General features: G+C 77.5%; 15 protein-coding genes. 6 read left to right on the top strand and 9 right to left on the bottom strand.

Features of this window, described 5'->3' with window-relative positions; genetic code table 11:
• The first annotated feature begins 85 nt into the window (after positions 1-85).
• Positions 86-1180 (top strand): glycoside hydrolase family 5 protein, encoded by a 1095-nt coding sequence (locus tag BUE45_RS09720; protein WP_073377892.1) that lies wholly within the window; start codon positions 86-88, stop codon positions 1178-1180.
• A gap of 180 nt (positions 1181-1360) precedes the next feature.
• Here the strand turns inward: BUE45_RS09720 and BUE45_RS09715 are convergent, their stop codons facing one another.
• Positions 1361-3850 (bottom strand): ATP-dependent Clp protease ATP-binding subunit, encoded by a 2490-nt coding sequence (locus BUE45_RS09715; protein ID WP_073377890.1) that lies wholly within the window; start codon positions 3848-3850, stop codon positions 1361-1363.
• A 246-nt stretch (positions 3851-4096) separates the two neighbouring features.
• On the opposite strand from BUE45_RS09715, the gene BUE45_RS09710 reads away from it, so the two are divergent.
• Together BUE45_RS09710 and metX are read left to right on the top strand one after the other, a co-directional pair.
• Positions 4097-5404, top strand: coding sequence for a bifunctional o-acetylhomoserine/o-acetylserine sulfhydrylase (locus BUE45_RS09710; protein WP_073377888.1), 1308 nt, complete (start codon positions 4097-4099; stop codon positions 5402-5404).
• Positions 5401-6570, top strand: a complete 1170-nt coding sequence (gene metX, locus BUE45_RS09705) for a homoserine O-acetyltransferase MetX (RefSeq protein ID WP_073377886.1) — start codon at positions 5401-5403, stop codon at positions 6568-6570. The genes BUE45_RS09710 and metX overlap by 4 nt, the downstream gene beginning before the upstream one ends.
• A gap of 175 nt (positions 6571-6745) precedes the next feature.
• Here metX and BUE45_RS09700 read toward each other — a convergent pair whose 3' ends face one another.
• Both BUE45_RS09700 and BUE45_RS09695 read right to left on the bottom strand, forming a co-directional pair.
• Positions 6746-7699 (bottom strand): aldo/keto reductase, encoded by a 954-nt coding sequence (locus BUE45_RS09700; RefSeq protein ID WP_073378280.1) that lies wholly within the window; start codon positions 7697-7699, stop codon positions 6746-6748.
• Positions 7700-7794: 95 nt separating this feature from the next.
• On the bottom strand, positions 7795-8607 hold the full coding sequence (locus tag BUE45_RS09695; RefSeq protein ID WP_084737092.1) for a DUF3592 domain-containing protein: 813 nt from the start codon (positions 8605-8607) through the stop codon (positions 7795-7797).
• 121 nt (positions 8608-8728) lie between these two features.
• Between BUE45_RS09695 and BUE45_RS09690 the strand changes: the two genes are divergently transcribed.
• From BUE45_RS09690 to BUE45_RS32925, 3 genes are read left to right on the top strand one after another with little or no spacing between them, the layout of a single operon-like run.
• Entirely contained in the window at positions 8729-10492 is a 1764-nt protein-coding gene (locus BUE45_RS09690; RefSeq protein ID WP_073377884.1) for a hypothetical protein, read from the top strand.
• Positions 10489-11640 (top strand): hypothetical protein, encoded by a 1152-nt coding sequence (locus tag BUE45_RS09685; RefSeq protein ID WP_073377871.1) that lies wholly within the window; start codon positions 10489-10491, stop codon positions 11638-11640. The genes BUE45_RS09690 and BUE45_RS09685 overlap by 4 nt, the downstream gene beginning before the upstream one ends.
• Positions 11640-14444, top strand: coding sequence for a CHAT domain-containing protein (locus tag BUE45_RS32925; protein ID WP_218619515.1), 2805 nt, complete (start codon positions 11640-11642; stop codon positions 14442-14444). Before BUE45_RS09685 ends, BUE45_RS32925 begins: the two co-directional genes overlap by 1 nt.
• 235 nt (positions 14445-14679) lie before the next feature.
• On the opposite strand, the gene xylB is transcribed toward BUE45_RS32925, so the two are convergent.
• The 6 genes from xylB to BUE45_RS09650 all read right to left on the bottom strand — a co-directional run bounded on the left by xylB (position 14680) and on the right by BUE45_RS09650 (position 20761).
• Positions 14680-16065 (bottom strand): xylulokinase, encoded by a 1386-nt coding sequence (xylB, locus tag BUE45_RS09675; RefSeq protein ID WP_073377869.1) that lies wholly within the window; start codon positions 16063-16065, stop codon positions 14680-14682.
• A gap of 42 nt (positions 16066-16107) precedes the next feature.
• Complete coding sequence (locus BUE45_RS09670; RefSeq protein WP_073377867.1) at positions 16108-16773, bottom strand: TetR/AcrR family transcriptional regulator; 666 nt, start codon at positions 16771-16773, stop codon at positions 16108-16110.
• A 7-nt stretch (positions 16774-16780) separates the two neighbouring features.
• Positions 16781-18301, bottom strand: coding sequence for an MFS transporter (locus BUE45_RS09665; RefSeq protein ID WP_084737091.1), 1521 nt, complete (start codon positions 18299-18301; stop codon positions 16781-16783).
• A 145-nt stretch (positions 18302-18446) separates the two neighbouring features.
• Positions 18447-18962 carry a flavin reductase family protein gene (locus BUE45_RS09660; protein WP_073377865.1) on the bottom strand — a complete coding sequence of 172 codons (516 nt, stop codon included), beginning with the start codon at positions 18960-18962 and terminating at the stop codon, positions 18447-18449.
• Between the two features lie 32 nt (positions 18963-18994).
• On the bottom strand, positions 18995-19540 hold the full coding sequence (locus BUE45_RS09655) for an NADPH-dependent FMN reductase (RefSeq protein WP_073377863.1): 546 nt from the start codon (positions 19538-19540) through the stop codon (positions 18995-18997).
• A 54-nt stretch (positions 19541-19594) separates the two neighbouring features.
• The gene (locus BUE45_RS09650; protein ID WP_073377861.1) at positions 19595-20761 is read right to left on the bottom strand and encodes an LLM class flavin-dependent oxidoreductase; all 1167 of its coding nucleotides are present in this window, start codon (positions 20759-20761) and stop codon (positions 19595-19597) included.
• Between the last annotated feature and the right edge of the window lie 2 nt (positions 20762-20763).

The following is a 20763-nucleotide window of genomic DNA, read 5'->3' as shown; positions in this document are numbered from 1 at the left end:
TTGCGGAATCAGGAAGGACTCCTTCCGGTTCGGTGCGGCCCCGGTCCCGGTCGCATCGGGCCGCCACCCCCCGCCGGAGGATGCCGTGACCCGAGTTCCGCCCCGCCACACACGTACCCCCCGAACCTTTGCCGGGCGCGCCGCCCGGGCGGGGACCCTGCTGCTCGGACTCGGCCTGGTCGCGGCCACCGCGTTCGCCGTCAACGGCCAGACCGCCGCGGGCCCCGCCGCCACCGTCGCGGACTCTTCGGCCGCCGCCACCCCCGTGGGCGAGCACGGACAGCTCCAGGTGTGCGGGCTCAAGCTCTGCGACGACACCGGGCAGCCGGTGCAGCTCACCGGGATGAGCTCCCACGGCCTCCAGTGGTTCAGCCACTGCCTCACCGACTCCTCCCTGGACACGCTCGCCTACGACTGGAACGCCGACGTCCTGCGCGTGTCCATGTACATCCAGGAGGGCGGCTACGAGACCGACCCGCGCGGGTTCACCGACCGGGTCCACGAGCTCATCGAGGACGCCTCCGAGCGCGGCATGTACGTCATCGTCGACTGGCACATGCTCAGCCCCGGCGACCCCAACCACAACCTGGACGCCGCCCGCACCTTCTTCTCCGAGATCGCCGAGGTGCACGCCGACAAGGACAACGTCCTCTACGAGATCGCCAACGAGCCCAGCGGCGTGCCGTGGTCCTCCATCAAGGGCTACGCCGAGCAGGTCATCCCGGTGATCCGGGCCGAGGACCCCGAGGCGGTCGTGCTGGTGGGCACGCGCGGCTGGTCCTCGCTGGGCCTGTCCGAGAACGGCGACCACACCGAGATCACGGCGGACCCGGTGGACGCGGACAACATCATGTACGTGTTCCACTTCTACGCGGCCTCGCACACGTCGTTCCACCGCGAGGGCTTCCGCGCCGCCGCGCAGGAGCTGCCGCTGTTCGTCACCGAGTTCGGCACCCAGGAGTACACGGGCGACGGGCCCGACGACTTCGCCTCCGCCCAGGCCTACCTCGACCTGATGGAGGAGGAGCAGATCAGCTGGGTCAACTGGAACTTCTCCGACGACTTCCGCACCGGCGCGGTCTTCCGGACGGGCTCGTGCTCCTCGGGCTCGTGGGACTCGCTCAAGCCGGCGGGCGAGTGGATCCGGGACCGCATCCGGGAGAGCGGCACCGCCGCCTGACGGCCTCCCGCCCCGCACGTGCGGGGCGCGCCCGTGGGGGACGCGCCCCGCACAGCCGGTTCCCCGCGGCCCCGCCGCGGGGGACGGCCCGGCCCCGGACGCCGGCCCCGCCGCGCGCCCGCTCCGCCGGGACCCGAGCCAGGTCGGCCGCCGAGCCAGGACGGCGGCCGACCGCCCGGCTCAGGCCGGAGCGGCGGTGGAGATCCGCAGCTCCCCGCCGTCGTCCACGTCCACGACCACGTCGTCGCCCTCGGCGACCTGGCCGTCCAGCACCATCCGCGACAGGCGGTTGCCCACGCTGCGCTGGATGGTGCGGGCCAGCGGCCGCGCACCGTACGCGGGCTGGTACCCGTGCCGGGACAGCCACTCCACCGCCTCGTCGGTGAACCGGACCGTGATCCCCTGCGCCCGCAGCCGCCGCTCCGTGGCGGCCAGCATCAGCCGGGTGATGCGGTCCAGCTCCCCGCGGTCCAGCTGCCGGAAGACCACGATCTCGTCGATCCGGTTGAGGAACTCGGGCCGGAACTCCTCCCGCAGCCGCCGCATCACCCGCTGCTCGGTGTCGGGGTCCATCTGGCCGTCGGCGGTGAACCCCATCGGGCCCCCGCCGGTGATCGCCTCCGACCCCAGGTTGCTGGTCATGATCACCACCGTGTTGCGAAAGTCCACGGTCCGGCCCTGCCCGTCGGTGAGCCGCCCGTCGTCGAGCAGCTGGAGCAGCAGGTTGAACACGTCGGGGTGGGCCTTCTCGACCTCGTCCAGCAGCAGCACCGAGTACGGGTGGCGGCGCACCGCCTCGGTCAGCTGGCCGGCCTCCTCGTACCCGACGAACCCGGGGGGCGCCCCGGTCAGGCGGCTGGCGGTGTGCCGCTCCTGGAACTCGCTCATGTCCAGGCGCACCAGCGCGTCCTCGGACCCGAACAGGGCCACCGCCAGCGCCTTGGCCAGCTCCGTCTTGCCCACGCCGGTCGGGCCCAGGAACAGGAAGCTGCCCACCGGCCGGTCGGGGTCGCCCAGCCCGGCGCGGGAGCGGCGGATGGCCTCGGAGACCGCGGTGACCGCCTCGTCCTGGCCGACGACCCGCTCGTGCAGCACCGCCTCCAGGTCGACCAGGCGCTCGCGCTCCTCCTGGGTGAGCCGGGAGACGGGGATGCCGGTGCTGCGCGAGACCACCTCGGCGATGTCCTCGGCCGTCACCTCCGGCACCGCCGACCCGGTGCCGCGCGCCTGGTGGACGGACCCGCGCGCGGTGGAGATCTCGTCCCGCAGCGCCGAGGCCCGCTCGTAGTCCTCGTCCTGGACGGCCCGGTCCTTCTGCTCCTCCAGCCTGCGCAGCCGCTCCTCCAGCTCGCGCAGCGCGGAGCCGGAGGTCGTGAGCCGCAGCCGGACCCGGGCGCCCGCCTGGTCGACCAGGTCGATGGCCTTGTCGGGCAGGAACCGGTCGGTGACGTAGCGGTCCGACAGCTCGGCCGCCGCGACCAGGCTCCCGTCGCTGAAGCGCACCTGGTGGTGGGCCTCGTAGCGGTCCTGGAGGCCGCGCAGGATCTCGATGGTGTCCGCCACCGACGGCTCGGGGACCAGGATGGGCTGGAACCGGCGCTCCAGGGCGGCGTCCTTCTCGATGTTCTTGCGGTACTCGTCGATGGTGGTGGCGCCGATGACGTGCAGCTCGCCCCGGGCCAGGGCGGGCTTGAGCATGTTCCCGGCGTTCATCGAGCCCTCGGCGGCCCCGGCGCCGACGATGGTGTGGATCTCGTCGATGAAGACGAGCAGCCGGTCGGACCCGTCGCGGATCTCGTCGATGAGCGTGGTGAGGCGCTCCTCGAAGTCGCCCCGGTAGCGGGTCCCGGCGACCATCCCCGCCAGGTCGACCTGGACCAGGCGGCGCCCGCGCAGCGTCTCGGGGACGTCGTCGTCGGAGATGCGCTGCGCGATGCCCTCCACGATGGCGGTCTTGCCGACGCCGGGGTCGCCGATGAGGACCGGGTTGTTCTTGCGGCGCCGGGCCAGCACCTCGATGCACTGGTCGACCTCGTCGTCGCGGCCCACCACCGGGTCCAGCCTGCCCTCGCGGGCCAGCGCGGTCATGTCGGTGCCGAACTCGTCCAGGGTGGGCGTGTCGGAGGGCTCGCCCTCGGCCGGCTCCCCGGCGGCGGTCGCAGGCCCGGCGGCCTGCTGGAGGTTCTGCGGGGTGGCCCCGGAGTCGCGCAGCAGCCGCCCGACGGCGCCGTCGGGGTTGACGGCGAGGGCGAACAGCAGGTGCTCGGGGGTGATGCTGGAGCTGCCGGTGGCGCGGGCGATCTGGAAGGCGTCCAGCATGGCGCGCTTGGCCGACGGGGTGAGCCGGACCGAGGCGCGCACGGACCGCGGCGCCTGCGCGACGGCCTGGTCGACCACCTCCTCCAGCTGTGCGGCGCCGCCCGCGGCGCGTTCGACGAGGTCGCGGGCGGGCCGGTACCGCAGCAGCGCCCAGAGCAGGTGCACGCTGTCGACGTCGGCGCCGCCGTCCTCCAGGGCGCGGCGGACGGCGGCGTCGGCGACCTGGCGGGCCTCGGGGCTCATGAGCCTGGACAGGTCCACGCGGCGCACCTGGCCGCGGGAGGACCCCAGGAAGCGGGCCAGGAACTCGTCGAACGAGCGGTCGCCGTCGTCGGGAAGGTCGTGGGTCATCGTGGTCGTCCCCCGGGGCGCAGTGTGTTTACCCGATCACCCTAGGTGATGACCCTTCCGCCGTCCGGTAGCGGGAACCGGCGTGGGGCGGGCGGTCGGCGGCGGTGCGGCGGGGGCGGCGCCGCGGGTCGCAGCCCCCGGGTCCAGGGCCGATGTCGCCGAAGCCCTGGCATCCGCGTGGTCGCGGTGTTACGCTGCGACCAATTCCCTACTTTTCCTATCTGGATTAAAGGTACAGGTGCGCCGATGACCGACCCCGAACACCCCTGGTCCTTCGAGACCCGGCAGATCCACGCCGGAGCCGCCCCCGACACCGCCACCAACGCCCGGGCGACGCCGATCTACCAGACGACGTCCTACACCTTCCGCGACACACAGCACGGGGCCGACCTGTTCAGCCTCGCCGAGCCCGGCAACATCTACACCCGCATCGGCAACCCCACCCAGGACGTGCTCGAACAGCGCCTGGCCGACCTGGAGGGCGGCGTCGCCGCCGTCGCCTTCGCCTCGGGCTCGGCCGCCGTCACCGCCGCCGTCCTCAACCTCGTCCGGGCGGGCGACCACATCGTCTCCAGCGCCCTGCTCTACGGCGGCACCTACAACCTCTTCCACTACACGCTGCCCAAGCTCGGCGTCGAGGTGGACTTCGTCGGGGACCAGGACGACCCCGGGGCGTGGCGGGCCGCCACCCGGCCCACCACCAGGCTGTACTTCGCCGAGACCCTGGCCAACCCCGGCGGCGACGTCCTGGACGTGCGCGCCGTCGCCGACGCCGCCCACGGGGAGGGCGTGCCCCTGGTGGTGGACAACACCGTCCCCACGCCCTACCTGCTGCGGCCGATCGAGCACGGTGCCGACATCGTCGTCCACTCGGCCACCAAGTACCTGGGCGGGCACGGCACGACGATCGCCGGCGCCGTCGTGGACGCCGGGACCTTCGACTTCGGGGCCGACCCCGAGCGCTTCCCCGGGTTCAGCGAGCCAGATCCCAGCTACCACGGGCTGCGCTACTGGGAGGCCCTGGGGCCGGGCGCCTACGCCGCCAAGCTCCGGGTGCAGGTGCTGCGCGACACCGGCGCGGCCATCGCCCCGATCAACGCGTTCCTCATCCTCCAGGGCATCGAGACGCTGTCCCTGCGCGTGGAGCGCCACGTCGACAACGCCCTGGCGCTGGCCTCCTGGCTGGAGGGCCGGGAGGAGGTCGAGAGGGTCCACTACGCCGGCCTGCCCTCCAGCCCCCACCACGGGCTCGCCTCCCGGTACCTGCCGCGGGGCGCGGGGGCCGTCGTCTCCTTCGAGCTGCGCGGCGGCGTGGACGCGGGCAAGGCGTTCGTGGACGGCACCGAGCTGTTCAGCCAGCTCGTCAACATCGGCGACGTGCGCAGCCTCATCGTCCACCCGGCCAGCACCACCCACAGCCAGCTCACCCCCGAGGAGCAGCTGAGCGCCGGCGTGACCCCCGGCCTGGTCCGCCTGGCCGTGGGGCTGGAGGGGGTCGACGACCTCCGGGCCGACCTGGAGCTGGGCCTGCGGGCGGCACGGGCGCTGCGGTGACGTTCACGCCGGGCCGTCCCGCCCCCGGGCGGGACGGCCCCCCGCGCGAGGGGCCCTTCGGCGGCCGGCGGGAGGGGGACCCGCCGGGAGGGCGCCGGTGGGTGCGCCTGCCCGCGCCCCTGGAGCTGGAGTCGGGGCGCGCCCTGCCCGGGGCGCGCATCGCCTACCAGACCTGGGGGCGGCCCAACGCGCGCCGCGACAACGCGGTCCTGGTCCTGCACGCCCTCACCGGCGACTCCCACGCGGCCGGCCCCGCCGGTCCCGGCCACCCGGACCCCGGCTGGTGGGACGGCCTGGTCGGCCCGGGACGGCCGCTGGACACCGACCGGTTCCTGGTGGTGGCCCCCAACGTCCTGGGCGGCTGCCAGGGCAGCACCGGGCCCTCGTCCCCCGCACCCGACCGGCGGCCCTGGGGCGGCCGGTTCCCCGGGCTCACCCTGCGCGACACCGTGCGCGCCGAGGCGGCGGTCGCCGACGCCCTGGGCGTGGAGCGCTGGGCGGCGGTCGTCGGCGGGTCCATGGGCGGGATGCGGGCACTGGAGTGGGCGCTCACCCTGCCCGACCGGGTGGACCGGGCGCTGGTCCTGGCCTGCCCGGCGGCCACCACCGCCTGGCAGATCGCCTGGGCCGCGCCGCAGCTGCACGCCGTGCGCTCGGACCCCGACTGGTTCGGCGGCGACTACCACGGAACCGGCCGCGCCCCGGTCGACGGCCTCGGGGTGGCCCGCCGCATCGCCCACGTCACCTACCGGGGCGCGGCGGAGCTGGACGACCGGTTCGGCCGCCGCCCCCAGGACGGGGAGGAGCCCGGGCGCGGGGGGCGGTACGCGGTGGAGTCCTACCTGGACCACCAGGCGTGGAAGCTCGCCCGGCGGTTCGACCCGGCCAGCTACGTGGTGCTCACCGAGGCCATGAACGGCCACGACGTGGGACGGGGCCGGGGCGGAGCCGCACGGGCCCTCAAGGGCATGCCCGCGCGCACGCTCGTCGCCGGGGTGGACACCGACCACCTGTACCCGCTCGCCCAGCAGGAGGAGATCGCCCGGCACCTGCCGGTGCCCGGGCGGGCCCGGGTGATCTCCTCCCCGTACGGGCACGACGGGTTCCTGCTCGCGCAGGAGCAGGTGGGGGACCTGCTCCGGGAACTGCTGGACGACGCGGGCTGAGCCGCCGCGCGGCCCGCGGGGGCGGGGCGGGCACTCCCGGCGGGGGTGCCGCCGCCCCGTCCCCCGGGACGGCGCACCATCACGGCCGCGTCCCGGGGCGCCGCCCGCCGGCGTCCGGGTGCCGTACCGCGACGGGCACCGCGCGTCCCGGGGCGCCGCCCGGCCCGCGGGGCGGTCAGGGGGCGGAGGCCTCGGTCAGCAGGGCGGTGGAGTCGGGGTCCAGCACCAGCGACTGGACCGACAGCAGGTCGGCCAGCTGCTCGGGGCCGCGCGCGCTGGCCAGCACCGAGGCGACCGACGGCCGGTCGGCCAGCCAGGCCAGCGCCACGGCGGCCTGCGCGACGCCCAGCCGCCCGGCCACCGTGTCCAGGGCGTCCAGGACGCGCAGCGCCCGCGCGTCCTCCAGCAGCGCCGAGGCGCCGCCCGCCCGCGGGCTGTCCACCGCCGGGCCGCCCGGCCGGTACTTGCCGGTCAGGAAGCCGCGCGCCAGCCCGAAGTACGGCAGCAGGGCCAGCCCGCGCTCCTGCGCCAGCGGTACCAGCGCGTCCTCCGCGCCCCGTTCCAGCAGGCTGTAGTGCGGCTGTACGCAGACCGGGGCGTGCAGGCCCCGGTCCGCGCAGATGTCCAGCCAGGCGCGGATGCGCTCGGGCGCGTGGTTGGACAGGCCGATGCGGCGCACCAGGCCGGCGTCCACCAGTTCGGAGAAGGCGCGGGCACTCTCCTCCAGCGGCGTCTCGGGGTCGTCGATGTGCGCGTAGTACAGGTCGACGGACTCCAGGCCCAGCCGGTCGAGCGAGGCCCGGGCAGCGGCGTGGACGTTGGCCGCGGACAGTCCGCGGAACCCGGGGTGCCGGCCGACCTTGGTCGCCAGCACCAGGCCCTCGGGACGGCCCCGGTCGGCCAGCCAGCGGCCGATGACGGTCTCGGACTCGCCGCCGCTGTTTCCCTCGATCCACGCGGTGTAGGAGTCGGCGGTGTCGATGAAGGTGCCGCCGCCCGCGACGTAGTCGTCCAGGACGCGGAAGGAGGCGGGTTCGTCGGCGGTCCACCCGAACACGTTCCCGCCCAGACACAGCCGGGAGACGCGCAGGTCGGAGTCGCCGAGGGGACGGAGGTCGACGTCGGTCATGATCACCGGTTCCACAGAAGGGGAGATGCTGCCGCGCACAGGCTAGGGCACCGGCCGCCCCGCGGCCGGCGCCGCCGCGCCGGTGCTGGCGAGGGTCAGTGAACGCCCGGGTTGGCCGGGGTCTGGAGGGTGATCTCGTCCTCCTGGCCCGGCAGGTAGTGGACGGTGACCACCCGGCCCACCTGGAGGGACGTGGACAGCCGGGCGGGCAGCCGCTTGACCGTGCGGGTGTGGAAGACGCCCCCCTCGGGCCGGGTCACCGCGACCTCGACGTCCATCTCCGGGTTGCCGCCGACCAGGTTCCCGGTGGGGCGGACCTCGGTGATGACGCCCTGGGCGGCGATCCCGTGCGCGGCGATCTCCAGGGCCCGCGGGGTGGTGAGCCCGGCCCGCAGCATCACCGCGTCGAAGGCGGCCTGGGCCGCGGCCTGGTCGCCGCTGCGGTCGATGGCGACCACGCCGGGGCGGTCCGGGCGGTAGCGGACCGGCAGGACGGCGCCCGGCTCCAGCAGGCCGACCTCGGCCGGGTCGAGCAGCTCCTTGGCCACGCCCCTGAACCGGTACCCCTCGGGGGTCTCCACGTCCAGGGTGATGGCGATCTGCGGGGCGTCGTTGACGGTGAGCCCGGTGCGCCGCCAGTCGGTGACGGTGCCGACCGCCAGGGGGGCCGCGGCCATGGCCCGGGCCCCGCCCAGGCCCTTGAGCGAGGACGCCGTCATGCCCATGGGGAAGGCGGTCAGCAGCAGGACCGCCCCCGCGATGCCCGCGCCCATGTACATCTCCCACGGGCCGGGGAAGGCGTCGTCCGGCGCGGTCAGCCCCGCCCACAGGTACCAGCCGAGCAGGCCGGCCCCGGCGAGCAGCTGGGCGAAGAAGACGAGGCGCAGGATCAGTCGTACCGCGTTCACGGGGTGCCTCCTCGGCGATCGGTTCTCTTCCGTGGTCGTGCACAGTCGACACCCGGGGCCCCGCCTACCGATCCCAGGTTCCGGCCGGACCGGATCGCGGGGGGCCGGGTATCGTCGTCCCGTGCCGGAGATCCCCGACGAACGCCTCCGCCCCCGGTCGCAGGTCATCGACCGGGCCTGGCGCGTGCTCGGCCCCGGACTGGAACCGCTGAGCGGTCCCGACGGCGCCCCGCTCACCCGCACGGTGAAGCTGGTCGTGCTGCCGCTGGTGCTGCGGCCGGTACTGCGCCCGGAGCTGGCCGGGGACCTGCTCACCCCGCGGGCGGCCGGGCTGGCCGCGGGGCTGCTGCGCGGAGAGGGGGACCGCCTGGTCGCCACCGCCCGCTGGTTCGCCCTGCTCAAGCGGGTGCGCCGGGCGCTGAAGGTGGTCGGCGGCAACCCCCAGGACCTGTACTTCCAGCGCTGCTACGAACTCGCCGCCGAGCACGGGGCCCCGGACGGCCCGGCGGCCGAGGACGTGGCCCGCGCGGCGGTACTGGACGCGGCCGACCGCGGCGACCGGACGGTGTCGGCGCTGCGCGAGCACCTGGGCGACCCCGAACGGGCCCGGGCCGTGGCCGCCGCCCTGGCCCGCGCCTGGGCCGATCGCCCTCTCGCCGCCGCCCCGTCGGCACCCCCGCCCCCGGACGCCCCGCCCGCCGCCCCGGCACCGGCTGCCTCCCCGGGCACGGCCGTCCCGGCCGTCCCGGTGCCCCCGCGGGACGCGGCCGTCCCGGGTGCCCCTCTGGACACGGCAGCCCCGTCTTCCGCACCGGTGTCGGCGGCCCCGCCGGACGTCACCGCTCTGGGCACCACGCCTGTTCCGGGCGCCACCTCTGTCCCGGGCACCTCACGCGAGGCGGCCGTCCCGGCCGCCGCACCCGTCCCGGCTCGCCCTTCCGTCGCGGGTGCTTCTTCAAGGGCGACCGTCCCGGATGCCGCACCGGTGTCGGCGGCCCCGCCGGACTCAACCGTCCCGGGTTCCACACGGAACGCGGTCGTCCCGGCCGCCACGCCGGGGCCGACGGGGCCGGCCCGGCCGACCGCGCCCGCGGAGCACCTGCGGGAACTGGCGGACGCCGTGCTGGACTCCTGCCTCTCCGGCGGGGGCGGGCCCGCCTTCGCGGCACTGGTCGACGGGGCCGCGGGCCGCTCCCTGGGCGCGGCGCTGTGGACCGGCCCCGTGTCCGGCTGGGGCCGCCCCGGCGTCCCCGCCCACCTGGGCCTGACCGCCGCCGACGTCCCGCCGCCGCCCGCCGTGGGCGCCGGGGCCTCCACCACCGCCCTGCCCGCGCCCCTGGACCGCAGCGTCTACGAGCGCGTCTTCACCCTGCTGCGCACCCCCGGCCACGACGACCTCCCGCCGGTCCCCGAGCTGGTCGACGCCGAGGTGGCGCGCGCCTGCGCCCCGCTCGGCCTCACCGGGGAGTCCCTGCGGGCCGCCCTCCTGGTCGGCGGACGCCTGGCCGCGGGCCTGGACCCGCTGGGATCGGGCGCCGGCCCCACCGCCGCCCACCGGGCCCTCGACCGGCGCTGGCGGCGCGAGTCCTCGGTGGCCCGCGCCCGCCGCGCCACCGTCGACCCCGCGTGGACGCAGGGCCCCTTCGCCGACCCGGCCCGCGCCCTGCGCGAGCCCTGGACCGCCTACGTCCGCCGCCTGTGGGCGCGCCTGCACGGCCGCGACGCCCACGCCGTCCCGGTATCCGACACCGCGGAGCTGTGGGCCCTGCTGGACGGCATCTCCTACTCCGTGCTGCGCGACCACCGCGCCCGCGTCCGCGCGGTGCTGCGCTCCCTGGCCGCCCCCGGCCCGGGGACGGCCGACGCCTCCGGGAGCGCGGCGTGAGCCCCGCCCCGGACCCCGCGCCCCTGGTCGAGGTCACCGCCGCCGAGGACGGCGTCGCCGTCTCCGTCGTCGGCCGCCCCGCCGCCCCGCCCCCGTTCGCCTCCGCGGTGCTGGACGCCGACGGCGCACTGCTCACCTGGCCGGACGTCACCGGACCCGGCCTGCCCGACGCACACCTGGACGACGCCTCCGCCGCCCAGGCCTGGCTCTGGGACCTCTACGGCCCCGGCACCGCCCGCGCGGTCGCCGCCGCCGGTCCCGCCCCCCTCCGGGTCCGGGCCGCCCCGGGCGCTCTGGCCCGGCCGCTGGCCGCGCTGGCGCTGGGCCACTGGGCCGCCCGCTGGTGGCCCGCCTCCCGGCTCGACGGCGTCCCGGCCCTGGACCCCGACCTGCTGGGACTGGAACTGGCCGCCCTCGCCCACAGCTGCCACCGCGCCCTGCCCCCGGACGAGGCCGCCGACCTGCTGCTGGAGCACCGGGCCGGGATCGGCGCGCTGCTGGAGGAGGACCCGCCCGGCCTCGCCGCCGCACTCGCCGCGGTCGCCGACGCGGCCGGCCTCGACGGCGAGGGCGTCGACGCGCTCCTGGGCGCGGCCCCGCCGCCCGCCGCCCCGGCCCGCCCCGACGGCTACGCCCTGGCGGCCGGCCCCGGGGCGCCCGGCCCCGCCCGGACCCTGGCGCGCGGCCACGGCGCCAACGACTGGTGCCGGTACCCGGCCGGATTCGTCGACGCCGCCGAGGACGCCGTCTCCTGGACCGTTTTGGCCCGCGGCGCCGCCCGCGTCGTCGAGGTGCGCGCCGTCGCGGGACCGCTGCGCCCGTCCGCCGCCGCCCGCCCCGTCGCCGAGGTCGCGCCCTCCGCCGGGACCGCCCCGCTCCTGGTCCCGCTCGCCCCCGACGGGGACGCCTGGGCCGGGAGCGCCGGCCTCGACCTGCCCGCCACCGCCGTGCCCGACCCGCGGGTCGCCGTGCTGCTGCCCGGCTTCGACCCCGGACCGAGCGGTCCCGGCGCGGCCGCGGCCCGCGACCGCCTGCGCGCCCTGGCCGCCCGCCGCCTCGACCTGGCCCGCGGTGCCCCCGCCGGCCCCGGCGAGCCGCCCCCGTTCGCCGCCGAGGTCCGCGCCGCCCGCGACGACGAGGACTTCTGATGACCGCGAGCCGACCCGGGGACGACGTCCCGATCGAGTACGGCGTGTTCTTCGGCGAACCCTTCGACGAGTGGCTGGCCAGGGCCGGGACCCTCCTGGAGCTGCGCCGCCCCCGCGAGGCCCGCGACATCCTCGACCGGCTCCTCGCCCTGGCCGACGGCCTCGACCCCTCGCCCGCCGTGGACCTGCTGCGCGGCGCCCTGCTCTCCGACCTGGGCCGCGCCCGTACCGGCCTGGCCGACCTGGCCGGGGCCGCCGCCGACCTGGACCGCGCCCTGGCCCTGCTGCGCCCCCTGGGCCCGCACGCCACCGGCCGCACCGCCCGCCCGGCCTGGGCGGGCCTGCTCGTCCACGCGCTCATCGAACGCGCCGAGAACGCCCGCCGCCTGGGCGACGCGGACACCGCCGCGGTCCTGCTGGACGAGGCGGCGGTCCGCGCCGACGACAGCGCCACCCCCGAGGTCCACCGGGCCGAGACCGCGGGCGGGCGCGCCCTGCTGCTGGTCACCCGCGGTGAGTGGGGCGCCGCCGAGGAGCTGTACCGCGCGGCGCTGGCCGCCACCGACCCGGAGCTGCACCCCGTCCCGTACCTGCTGGCCGGGCTGGCCGACCTGCTCGCCGAGACCGGGCGCACGGACGAGGCCGAGGACCTCCTCGCCCGGGCCGCCGAGCGTTTTCGCGCCCTGGGCGGCGAACCCGCCTCCCTGGACGGCGGGCGCGCCCACCTGGCCCTGCTCCGCGGCGACACGGAGGAGGCCGAGCGCCTGTACCTGCGCGCCTCCGTCGCTTTCGAGCGCGAGGGCGACCCCGTCTCCCTGGCCGCCTGCGAGCAGGTGCGCGCCGTCCTGGCCCGGATGCGCGGCTCCGCCGACACCGCCGAGGCACTGGCGGCGGCCTCCCGCGCCCGCTTCGAGGAGCGCGGGGTGCGCGCCGCCCTGGGGGAGGGCCTGCTGGAGGACGCCCGCCGCGCCCTCGCCGCGGGCGACACGGCCGCCGCACACGACCGCGCCCTGCGGGCCCGCGCGCACTTCGAGGAGCAGGGCGCCTTCGAGCGCTGCGCCCAGGTGGACCTGCTGGCGGCCCGGACCGCCGAGGCCCTGGCACAGGCGGGGGCCTTCCCGGACGGCGGGGACGAGGCGCTGCGCGCGGCCCTGGCCGCGGCGGTCCCGGTGGCGCTCGCCCTGGCGGCGGTGCGTGCCGACTTCGCCACCGGGCACGCCCGCGCCCGCTGGGACGCGCTGTCCCGCGCCGCCGCGGACCTGGCCTTCCGCCTGGCCTGGAGCACCGGCGACCAGGGCCTGCTCTTCGAACTCGTCGAGGTGTTCTGCGCGGGTGCGCCGCTGGCCGCCACCGGCGCCCCCGGCCCCGCCGACCCGGTGTCCGTGCTCTTCCCCGCCCCGGCCGCGCACGCCCCCGGCCTGCGGGTGGGCGCGGTGCCGCGGGTGGAGGTGTCGCCGGGGCGCTTCGCCCTCCAGGAGTACGCCGCCGCGGCCGAGGCCCGCTACCGCCGCCCGGTGTCCTCCGCCGGGCGCGTCGCACCCGTCGCCGGGTCCGACCGCTCCTATCCGGAGCCGGTGCCGACGGTGCTGGTGCGGCTGGCCGACGCCGACGGCCTGTACATGTCCTGGCGCTGGACGGCGGGCGCCCAGGGGTTCGGCACCGGCTACGCCCCGGGGCCGGACACCGACGCCGTGCTCGCCGAGCTGGCCGCCGCGCTGCCCGGCCCGGAGGGCGTGGCCGACGCCCTGGCCCGCGGCGCCCTCGCGGACCCGGCGGCCGAGCCCGCCCTGTCCGCCCGGCTCGCGGAGGTGCTCTGGCCGGCCGAGCTCACCGGTCAGATCCGTGCCGTCGCCCGGGGCCTGGGCCTGCGCCCGCTGGTGCGCGTCCAGCCCTCCCCGCGCACCGGCCGGGTGCCCTGGGAGCTGCTGGTGACCGACCCCGACGGCACCCGCCTGCTGGACCTGGCGGACGTGGCCCTGGCCGCCCCGGCGGCCCTGACCGCCGGCCCCCGTCCCGAACCCGCGCCCGGCGGCCCGGCCGTGCTGGTCCTGGACCCGCGGGTGCCGGGTTTTCGGGCCGACTCCGCCCTGGGGTCGGTGCTGGGGCGGCCGGGGACCGACCCGGACGCGCTCGCCCTGGTCGACGCCCACCGCGCCGCCGACGACATGGTCCCCCGGGTGGCCGCCCCCCGGGAGGCGCTGCGCCGCACCGACCAGGACCGCCGCTGGCTGGGCTCGGCCCTGCGCGCGGGGGCCCGCCGTCTCCTCTACGTCGGCCACGCCACCTCCGCCCCGGTGCGGGAGGGGCAGAGCGAGGACACCCTCCTCCACCTCTGCTGCACCGCGGACGCCGAGGGCCGGGCCGAGCCGGTCCGCGGCCACCGCCCGCTCAGCGCCAAGGACCTGCTGCTGGGCGTCCCGGGCGGGCGCCCGGGGCACGAGGAGTGGCCGTCCCCGGCGCGGGTGGCGCTCATCGCCTGCGACAGCGGCGCCGACACCCGCTTCGCCGAGCCCTTCGGCCCCGCCTCGGCCCTGCTGCGCAACGGCGCCGACCTGGTGACCGCGGCCCGGTGGGCGCTGCCGACCAACGCCGCCCTGCACCGGTTCGGCCGGGTCCCCGCGACGGAGCGCCCGCTCACCGGCCTGGTCGCCGCGGTGGACGCCGCCCACGACGCCCCCGCGCCGGTCCGGGCCCTCGCGGACTGGCAGCGCACCCGGCTGGACCGCTGGCGCGCCACCGGCGACCCGGCCGCCGCCCCCCTGCTGTGGGCGGCCCTGGCCACCGCCACCGCCGGCCCGCGCTGACGGGGCCGCCCCGGCCCTGAGGGCGTACGCCCCGGGCGGGCGGCGGACGGCAGCCGGACGCCGTGGGCCGAGCGTCCCGGTGCGGTGTTCCCGGACCTGGACGCAGGCCCCGCCGACGCCCGTCCGGCCGCATCCCCGCCGGCCCCCGTGCCGGACCGCCGGCCCGACACCGCGGGCCGGGCCGCGCGTTGCGTCGCGGTGTTCCCCGAACCCGGGGGAGCGGGCGCCCCGCGGGTCAGACGCCGTGGGCGGTGCGGCGGACCTCGGCGTAGCGCTCGCGGACCCCGGGCGCGGGCGCCGCCTCCACCGCCTCCTCCGCGCCTCCCGTGCGCCACTCCGGCGGCGCGGACGTGCCCGCCAGCGCCCACGCGGCCTGGCGGGCGGCGCCCAGCGCCACGTACTCGGCCGGCTCGGGCACCGCCACCGGCGCGTCCAGCACGCCCGCCGCGACCGCCCGCACGGCCGCCGACCGGGCGCCGCCGCCCACCAGCAGCACCCGCCGTACCGGAACGCCCCGGTCGGTCAGCGCCGACAGCCCGTCGGCCAGCCCGCACAGCATCCCCTCCACCGCCGCCCGCGCCAGGTTCTCCGCCGTCATGTTCTCCCGGCGCATCCCGTGCAGCGACCCGGCGGCCCCGGGCAGCGGGGGCGTGCGCTCCCCGTCCAGGTAGGGCAGCATCACCAGGCCGCCCGCACCCGGCCCGGCCGCGAGCGCCAGCGCGTCCAGCCCGGCCGGGTCCGTGCCCAGCAGACCGGCGGTGGCGGTCAGCACCCGGGCGGCGTTGAGCGTGCACACCAGCGGCAGGTACCGCCCGGTGGCGTCCGCGAACCCGCACACGGTCCCCGACGCGTCGCGCACCGGCGTCTCGCTCACCGCGAACACCGTCCCGCTGGTCCCCAGCGACAGGACCGCGTCGCCCGGCCGCAGCCCCAGCCCCAGGGCGGCCCCCATGTTGTCGCCGGTCCCGGGGGCGATCACCGCGCCGGCCGGGGTGTACCCGACCGTCTCCGCGGGCGCGGCCACCCGCGGGGTGTCCAGCACCCGCCCGAAAGCCCGCTCCAGCAGGTCGGTCCGGTACCTTTCGGTGCTGGCGGACCAGTACCCGGTCCCCGAGGCGTCCCCCCGGTCGGTGACCGGCGCGCCCGCCCGGCCCGACAGCCGCCAGGTGAGCCAGTCGTGGGGGAGCATCACCCCGGTCGCCCGCGCCGCCGCCTCCGGTTCGTGCTCGGCGAACCAGCGCAGCTTGGACACCGTCAGCGAGGCCCCGGGGACGTTGTCCACGGCCTCCGCCCACGCCCGGGGGCCGCCCAGCTCGGCGGCGAGGTCGTCGGCGGCCCCGGCCGACCGGGTGTCGTTCCACAGCAGCGCCTCGCGCACCACCCCGCCGTGTTCGTCCACGGCCACCATGCCGTGCTGCTGCCCGGCGACGGCGATCGCCGCCACCCCCTCCAGCAGCCCGGACGACGCCTCCTCCAGCGCCGCCCACCAGGCGTCGGGGTGGACCTCGGTGCCGTCCGGGTGCGGGGCGCGCGCCTCGCGCACCACCGTCCCGTCGGCAGCGTCGCAGACCACGATCTTGCAGGACTGGGTCGAACTGTCGATTCCGGCGACGAGGGGCATCGGCACTCCGGGGTGAGGGATTCGTTGTGATCCCCAACGAACCTAGTCCGCGCCGCCCGTTCTGTCACGGGGGGCGACCTCGGCCGCGATCCCCGCCAGCACCACCCGCAGCTTGCGCCCGAACCACTCCCGCGGGTCGGCCTCGATGGCCCGCCGCATCGCCGCCCGCCCGGGCGAGGGCGGCCCGGGGGCGTCCGACCACAGCCGCCGCATGCCCTCCCGGTCCATGCCGGGCAGGTGGTCCAGCCCCTCCACCCCGCGCCGGTTGTCCACGACGAGGTCGAACACGGTGTCGCAGGCCAGCGCCGCGCCGTCGGGCGTGAACCCCCGCTCCGCCAGCGCCGCGCACAGGGTGTCGAACAGCCGTACCGCCTCGGGCGGGACCATCCCCCGGGAGGCCTCGGTGGCGGCGCCGGGGTGGCGCGCCAGCGCCTCCCACAGCGCCAGCGCGTGTCCCTCCAGCACCCGCCGCCAGGTCCCCTCCACCGGCGGCCAGTCGGTCCCGCGGGCCAGCGCCGACATCCCCAGCCGCACCAGGTTGTCGCGGTTGGCGGCGTGCCGGAACACCGTCGCCTGCCCCACTCCCAGGTGGTCGGCCACCGCCGCCACCGTCAGGCCGGGGAACCCCACGGCCAGTACGGCATCGGCGATGGCCTGCGGGGTCAGGGCCGGCGGGCGCCCCCGCCGCCCCGGCGCGCGCTCGGGCATGGTCCCCCTACCGTGGTCCGGCGGCCCCGCCCCCGTGGGCGTCCCGGGCCCTGATGAGCCACAGGGAGGATAGCGCGCACGCGAACGCCGTCGCGGACGCCGCCAGCAGCACCAGCGCCAGCCCGTCCACGTACGCCTCCCGCGCCGCCGCGGCCGCCGCGCCGGACAGCCCGCCGAAGTCCCCGGCGGCGACCCGGCCGGGCTCGTCCACCCGGGCGCCGACCACCGCCGACACCAGCGCTCCGAACACCGCCACGCCCACGGCCGTCCCCAGCGGGAAGAACGTGTTGGCGGTGCCCGAGGCCATCCCCGCCCGCTCCGGCGGGACCACGGACACGGCCAGGTCCATCATGTGCGGGGTGATCACGCCCGCGCCCACCCCCACCAGCACCAGGCCGGGCGCGACGGCGCCCCACCCCTGCCCCGGGTCCAGGGCCAGGGCCGCCCACGCCAGCCCGGTGCCGATGAGCGCCATGCCCAGGGCCATGAGCGCCCGCACCGGCAGCAGCCGGGCCGCCACCCCTCCCAGCGGTGCCAGCAGCACGATTCCGGCGGGCACCAGCAGCAGCACCAGGCCCACCTGCAACGGGCCCAGCCCGACCACCCCGGTCAGCCACAGGATGAGGAAGGGGAACATCCCGAAACCGGTCACCCGCGCGGCGAACGACAGCCCGACGGCGCCCACGAACGTCGGGATGCGGAACAGCGACAGGTCCAGCATCGCCTCGCGCCCCCGGGCCCGCTCCACCAGCAGGAACGCCGTGAGCAGTACCGGCAGGGCCGCCAGCGCGGCCACCGCGTCGGGACGGCCCCAGCCCTGGCCGGAGCCGGTGAGCAGCCCGTAGTTGAGGGCGAACAGCAGACCCACCGCCAGCACCGCCCCGGCCGCGTCGGTCCGCCCGGTCCCGGCACGCGGCTGGGGCAGCGTCCAGAGCAGCACGCACACGATCGCCAGTGCCCCCACGGGCAGGTTGACCAGGAACAGCGAGCGCCACCCGGCGAACTCCACCAGCACCCCGCCCACCAGCGGGCCCAGCGCGGCCGCCGCCGCGCCGCCCGCGGCGAAGACCCCCATCGCCGCGCGCCGGGCGCTCGCGGGCAGGCCCGCGTGGGCCCCGGCGATGAGGGCGGGCCCGGTCCCGAACACGAACGCCGCGCCCGCCCCCTGGACGATCCGCGCCGCCACCAGCCACCCGGACCCGGGCGCCAGCGCGCAGGCCAGCGACGCCAGGGTGAACACGGCCATCCCGGCGGCGAAGGCGCCGCGCCGCCCGAACCGGTCCGACAGCGACCCGGCGGTGAGCAGCAGCGCGGCGAAGGCCAGCGTGTACCCGTTGACCACCCATTGCAGGTGGGCCAGCGGGGCGGCGAACTCGCCGCCGATCTCGGCCAGGGCCACGTTGACCACGGTCGCGTCCAGGGTCATCACCGCGGCCGAAAGGGAGGTCACGGCGACCGTGGTGCGCCGGGACCGGCGCCGGGCGGCCTCCCGCGCGGTCTCGGGCGGGGTGCCGGAGGTCGTCTCCATGGGGGTTCCTCGTTCCGTCTCGCATTTTTTCGATAGCCGACTCTCGAAAATAGAGACTAAGGCGAGGCTAACCTCACGTGCAAGGGCGCGGGCGCGCAGGAGGGGCGCCCGGGGGCGCCCCTCCTGTGACTCGCGCGGGTCCGGGTCAGCCCAGCGGGGCCACCCCGCCGAAGGCGCCGCGGTGGTACACCAGCGGCGGACGCGGGTCCTCCAGCACGAGCGTGTGCGTCACCCGGCCCACCACCAGCCAGTGGTCGCCGATCAGCCGGGTGTCGTAGCGCTCGCACACCAGGTGGGCGACCGCCCCGTCCAGCAGCGGCACCTGCGACGGGCCGGGCCGCCAGGACGTCGGCGGGGCGAACCGGTCGGCCCCCCTGCTCGCGAACCGGGCGGCCAGCTCCGCCTGCTCCTCGCCCAGCAGCTGCACGCCGAACCGCCCGGCCAGCCGCAGCGTCGGCCAGGTGGTCGAGGACTCGGCGATGTAGAACGACACCAGCGGCGGGTCCAGGCTCACACTGGTGAACGACGTGGCGGTCAGCCCCACGGGCCGCCCCTCCACGGTGGCGGTGATGATGACGACCCCCGCAGGGTGGTTGCGCAGCGTCGCGCGGAAGCGGTCGGCCTCGGCGGAGGACGGGGAAACGGTCTCGGTGACACTCAACGGACTCTCCCGGGGTGGTGGGGACGGCGGGGTCAGGGAGCGCTGGTCCGCACGGTCGCGCGCAGCGCGGGGGCGGCGCCGGCGGCCCACGGGGCCAGCACCTCGTCCAGGCGGGGGGCGGCGACGGCGGGCCCTTCCGGGGGGATCGTGTCCTGGAGCAGGGCCAGCCCGGGGGTCGGCACCGCCGCGCCCAGCTCCAGCAGCAGCGGGCGCAGGTGCACGTCCACCGCCAGGGTGTGCGCGGGCGACCCCATGACCAGCACCGGGACCGCGGTGACCCCGTCCAGGCCGCCGGCGGGCAGCAGGTCCAGGAACACCTTGAGCAGGCCGGTGTAGGTGGCCTTGTAGGTGGGGCTGGCCACGACCAGCAGGTCGGTGGCGCGCACCCGCTCCAGGGCCGCGGCCACCTCCGGCGGCGGGCCCGGGGCGAGCAGCCGCTGCTGGAGTCCGGCGAGGTCGAGCAGGTCGGCCTCCCCGGTCAGGCCGGCGGCGCGCGCGGCGTGGCCGGCCACGGCCAGCCCGGCGGTGGCGGTGCGCGAGTGCGGTCGGGGGTTGCCGACGAGGACGGTGGTGGTCATGGCGGGCCTTCGGGTCGGTGGCGGTCGGACGTCGGTACGGGCGGGGCGGGCGGGTCAGGAGGAGGCGGCCGGTGCCGCCGGAGCGAAGGGTACGCTCGCGGCGGCCCCGGGGGTATCCCCGTCGGGGTGGTTCCACAGGCCGCTCTCGCGCAGCAGGGGCAGTACCCCCTCCCCGAACCAGTAGGCCTCCTCCAGGTGGGGGTAGCCGGACAGGACGAACTCGGTCGCCCCCGCCCGGTGGTACTCCCCGATGAGGTCGGCCACCTGGGCGTGGCTGCCGACCAGGGCGGTGCCGGCCCCGCCCCGGGCCAGCCCCACCCCCGCCCACAGGCCGGGGTGGACCTCCAGGTCTGCGGCGCTGCCGCCGTGCAGGGCGAGCATCCGCCGCTGCCCCTCGGACTCGCTCAGGGCCAGCCCGCGCTGCACCTGCTCGACGGTGCCCGGCTCCAGCCAGTCCAGCAGCCGCTGCGCCTGGGCCCACGCCTCCCCGGCGGTGTCGCGGCTGATGACGTGCAGCCGCACCCCGTAGTCCAGGACCCGGCCGTGCGCGGCGGCGGCCTCCCGCACCCGGCCGATCTTCGCGGCGACGGCGGCGGGCGGCTCGCCCCAGGTCAGGTACACCTGGACGCGGCGGGCGGCCACCTCCAGGGCCGCGGGCGAGGAGCCGCCGAAGTACACCGGCGGCAGCGGGTCGGGCACCCCGGCCAGCGCCGCCCCCTCCACCGTGACGTGCTCCCCGGCGAAGTCGACGGTCTCGCCCCGCCACAGCCGCTGCACCACCTGGAGGAACTCGTCGGTGCGCGCGTAGCGGGCGTCCTTGTCCAGGAAGTCCCCGTGCCCGCGCTGCTCGGCGGACTCGCCGCCGGTGACGACGTTGAGCAGCAGCCGCCCGCCGCTGAGCCGCTGGTAGGTGCCCGCCATCTGCGCGGCCAGGGTCGGCGAGAGCAGCCCCGGCCGGAACGCCACCAGGAACTTCAACCGCCTCGTGTCCCCGACCAGCATCGCGGTCGTCAGCCAGGCGTCCTCGCACCAGGACCCGGTGGGGGTGAGCACCCCCTCGAAGCCCAGCCGCTCGGCGGCCCGGGCGATCTGGCCCAGGTACTCCACCGAGGGCTCGCGCGTGCGCCGGGCCGACGCGGTCACCCCGGCGCCGTGGCCGCCGCCGACGATGCCGCGGCCGTCGCCCTGGGTCGGAAGGAACCAGTGGAAGGTCAGGGACATGA

Source organism: Nocardiopsis flavescens (genome assembly GCF_900141985.1).
Taxonomy (GTDB): domain Bacteria; phylum Actinomycetota; class Actinomycetes; order Streptosporangiales; family Streptosporangiaceae; genus Nocardiopsis; species Nocardiopsis flavescens.
The sequence above is the reverse complement of the archived record's forward strand: the minus strand, read 5'-3'. Positions and strand labels throughout refer to the sequence as shown.

Bases quoted from the DNA above. Each gene is read 5' to 3' on its own strand.
- BUE45_RS09665 (WP_084737091.1), bottom strand. From the start codon at position 18,301: ATGGAGACGACCTCCGGCACCCCGCCCGAGACCGCGCGGGAGGCCGCC.
- BUE45_RS09715 (WP_073377890.1), bottom strand. From the start codon at position 3,850: ATGACCCACGACCTTCCCGACGACGGCGACCGCTCGTTCGACGAGTTC.
- BUE45_RS09655 (WP_073377863.1), bottom strand. From the start codon at position 19,540: ATGACCACCACCGTCCTCGTCGGCAACCCCCGACCGCACTCGCGCACC.
- BUE45_RS32925 (WP_218619515.1), top strand. From the start codon at position 11,640: ATGACCGCGAGCCGACCCGGGGACGACGTCCCGATCGAGTACGGCGTG.
- BUE45_RS09700 (WP_073378280.1), bottom strand. From the start codon at position 7,699: ATGACCGACGTCGACCTCCGTCCCCTCGGCGACTCCGACCTGCGCGTC.
- BUE45_RS09650 (WP_073377861.1), bottom strand. From the start codon at position 20,761: ATGTCCCTGACCTTCCACTGGTTCCTTCCGACCCAGGGCGACGGCCGC.
- xylB (WP_073377869.1), bottom strand. From the start codon at position 16,065: ATGCCCCTCGTCGCCGGAATCGACAGTTCGACCCAGTCCTGCAAGATC.
- BUE45_RS09670 (WP_073377867.1), bottom strand. From the start codon at position 16,773: ATGCCCGAGCGCGCGCCGGGGCGGCGGGGGCGCCCGCCGGCCCTGACC.
- BUE45_RS09710 (WP_073377888.1), top strand. From the start codon at position 4,097: ATGACCGACCCCGAACACCCCTGGTCCTTCGAGACCCGGCAGATCCAC.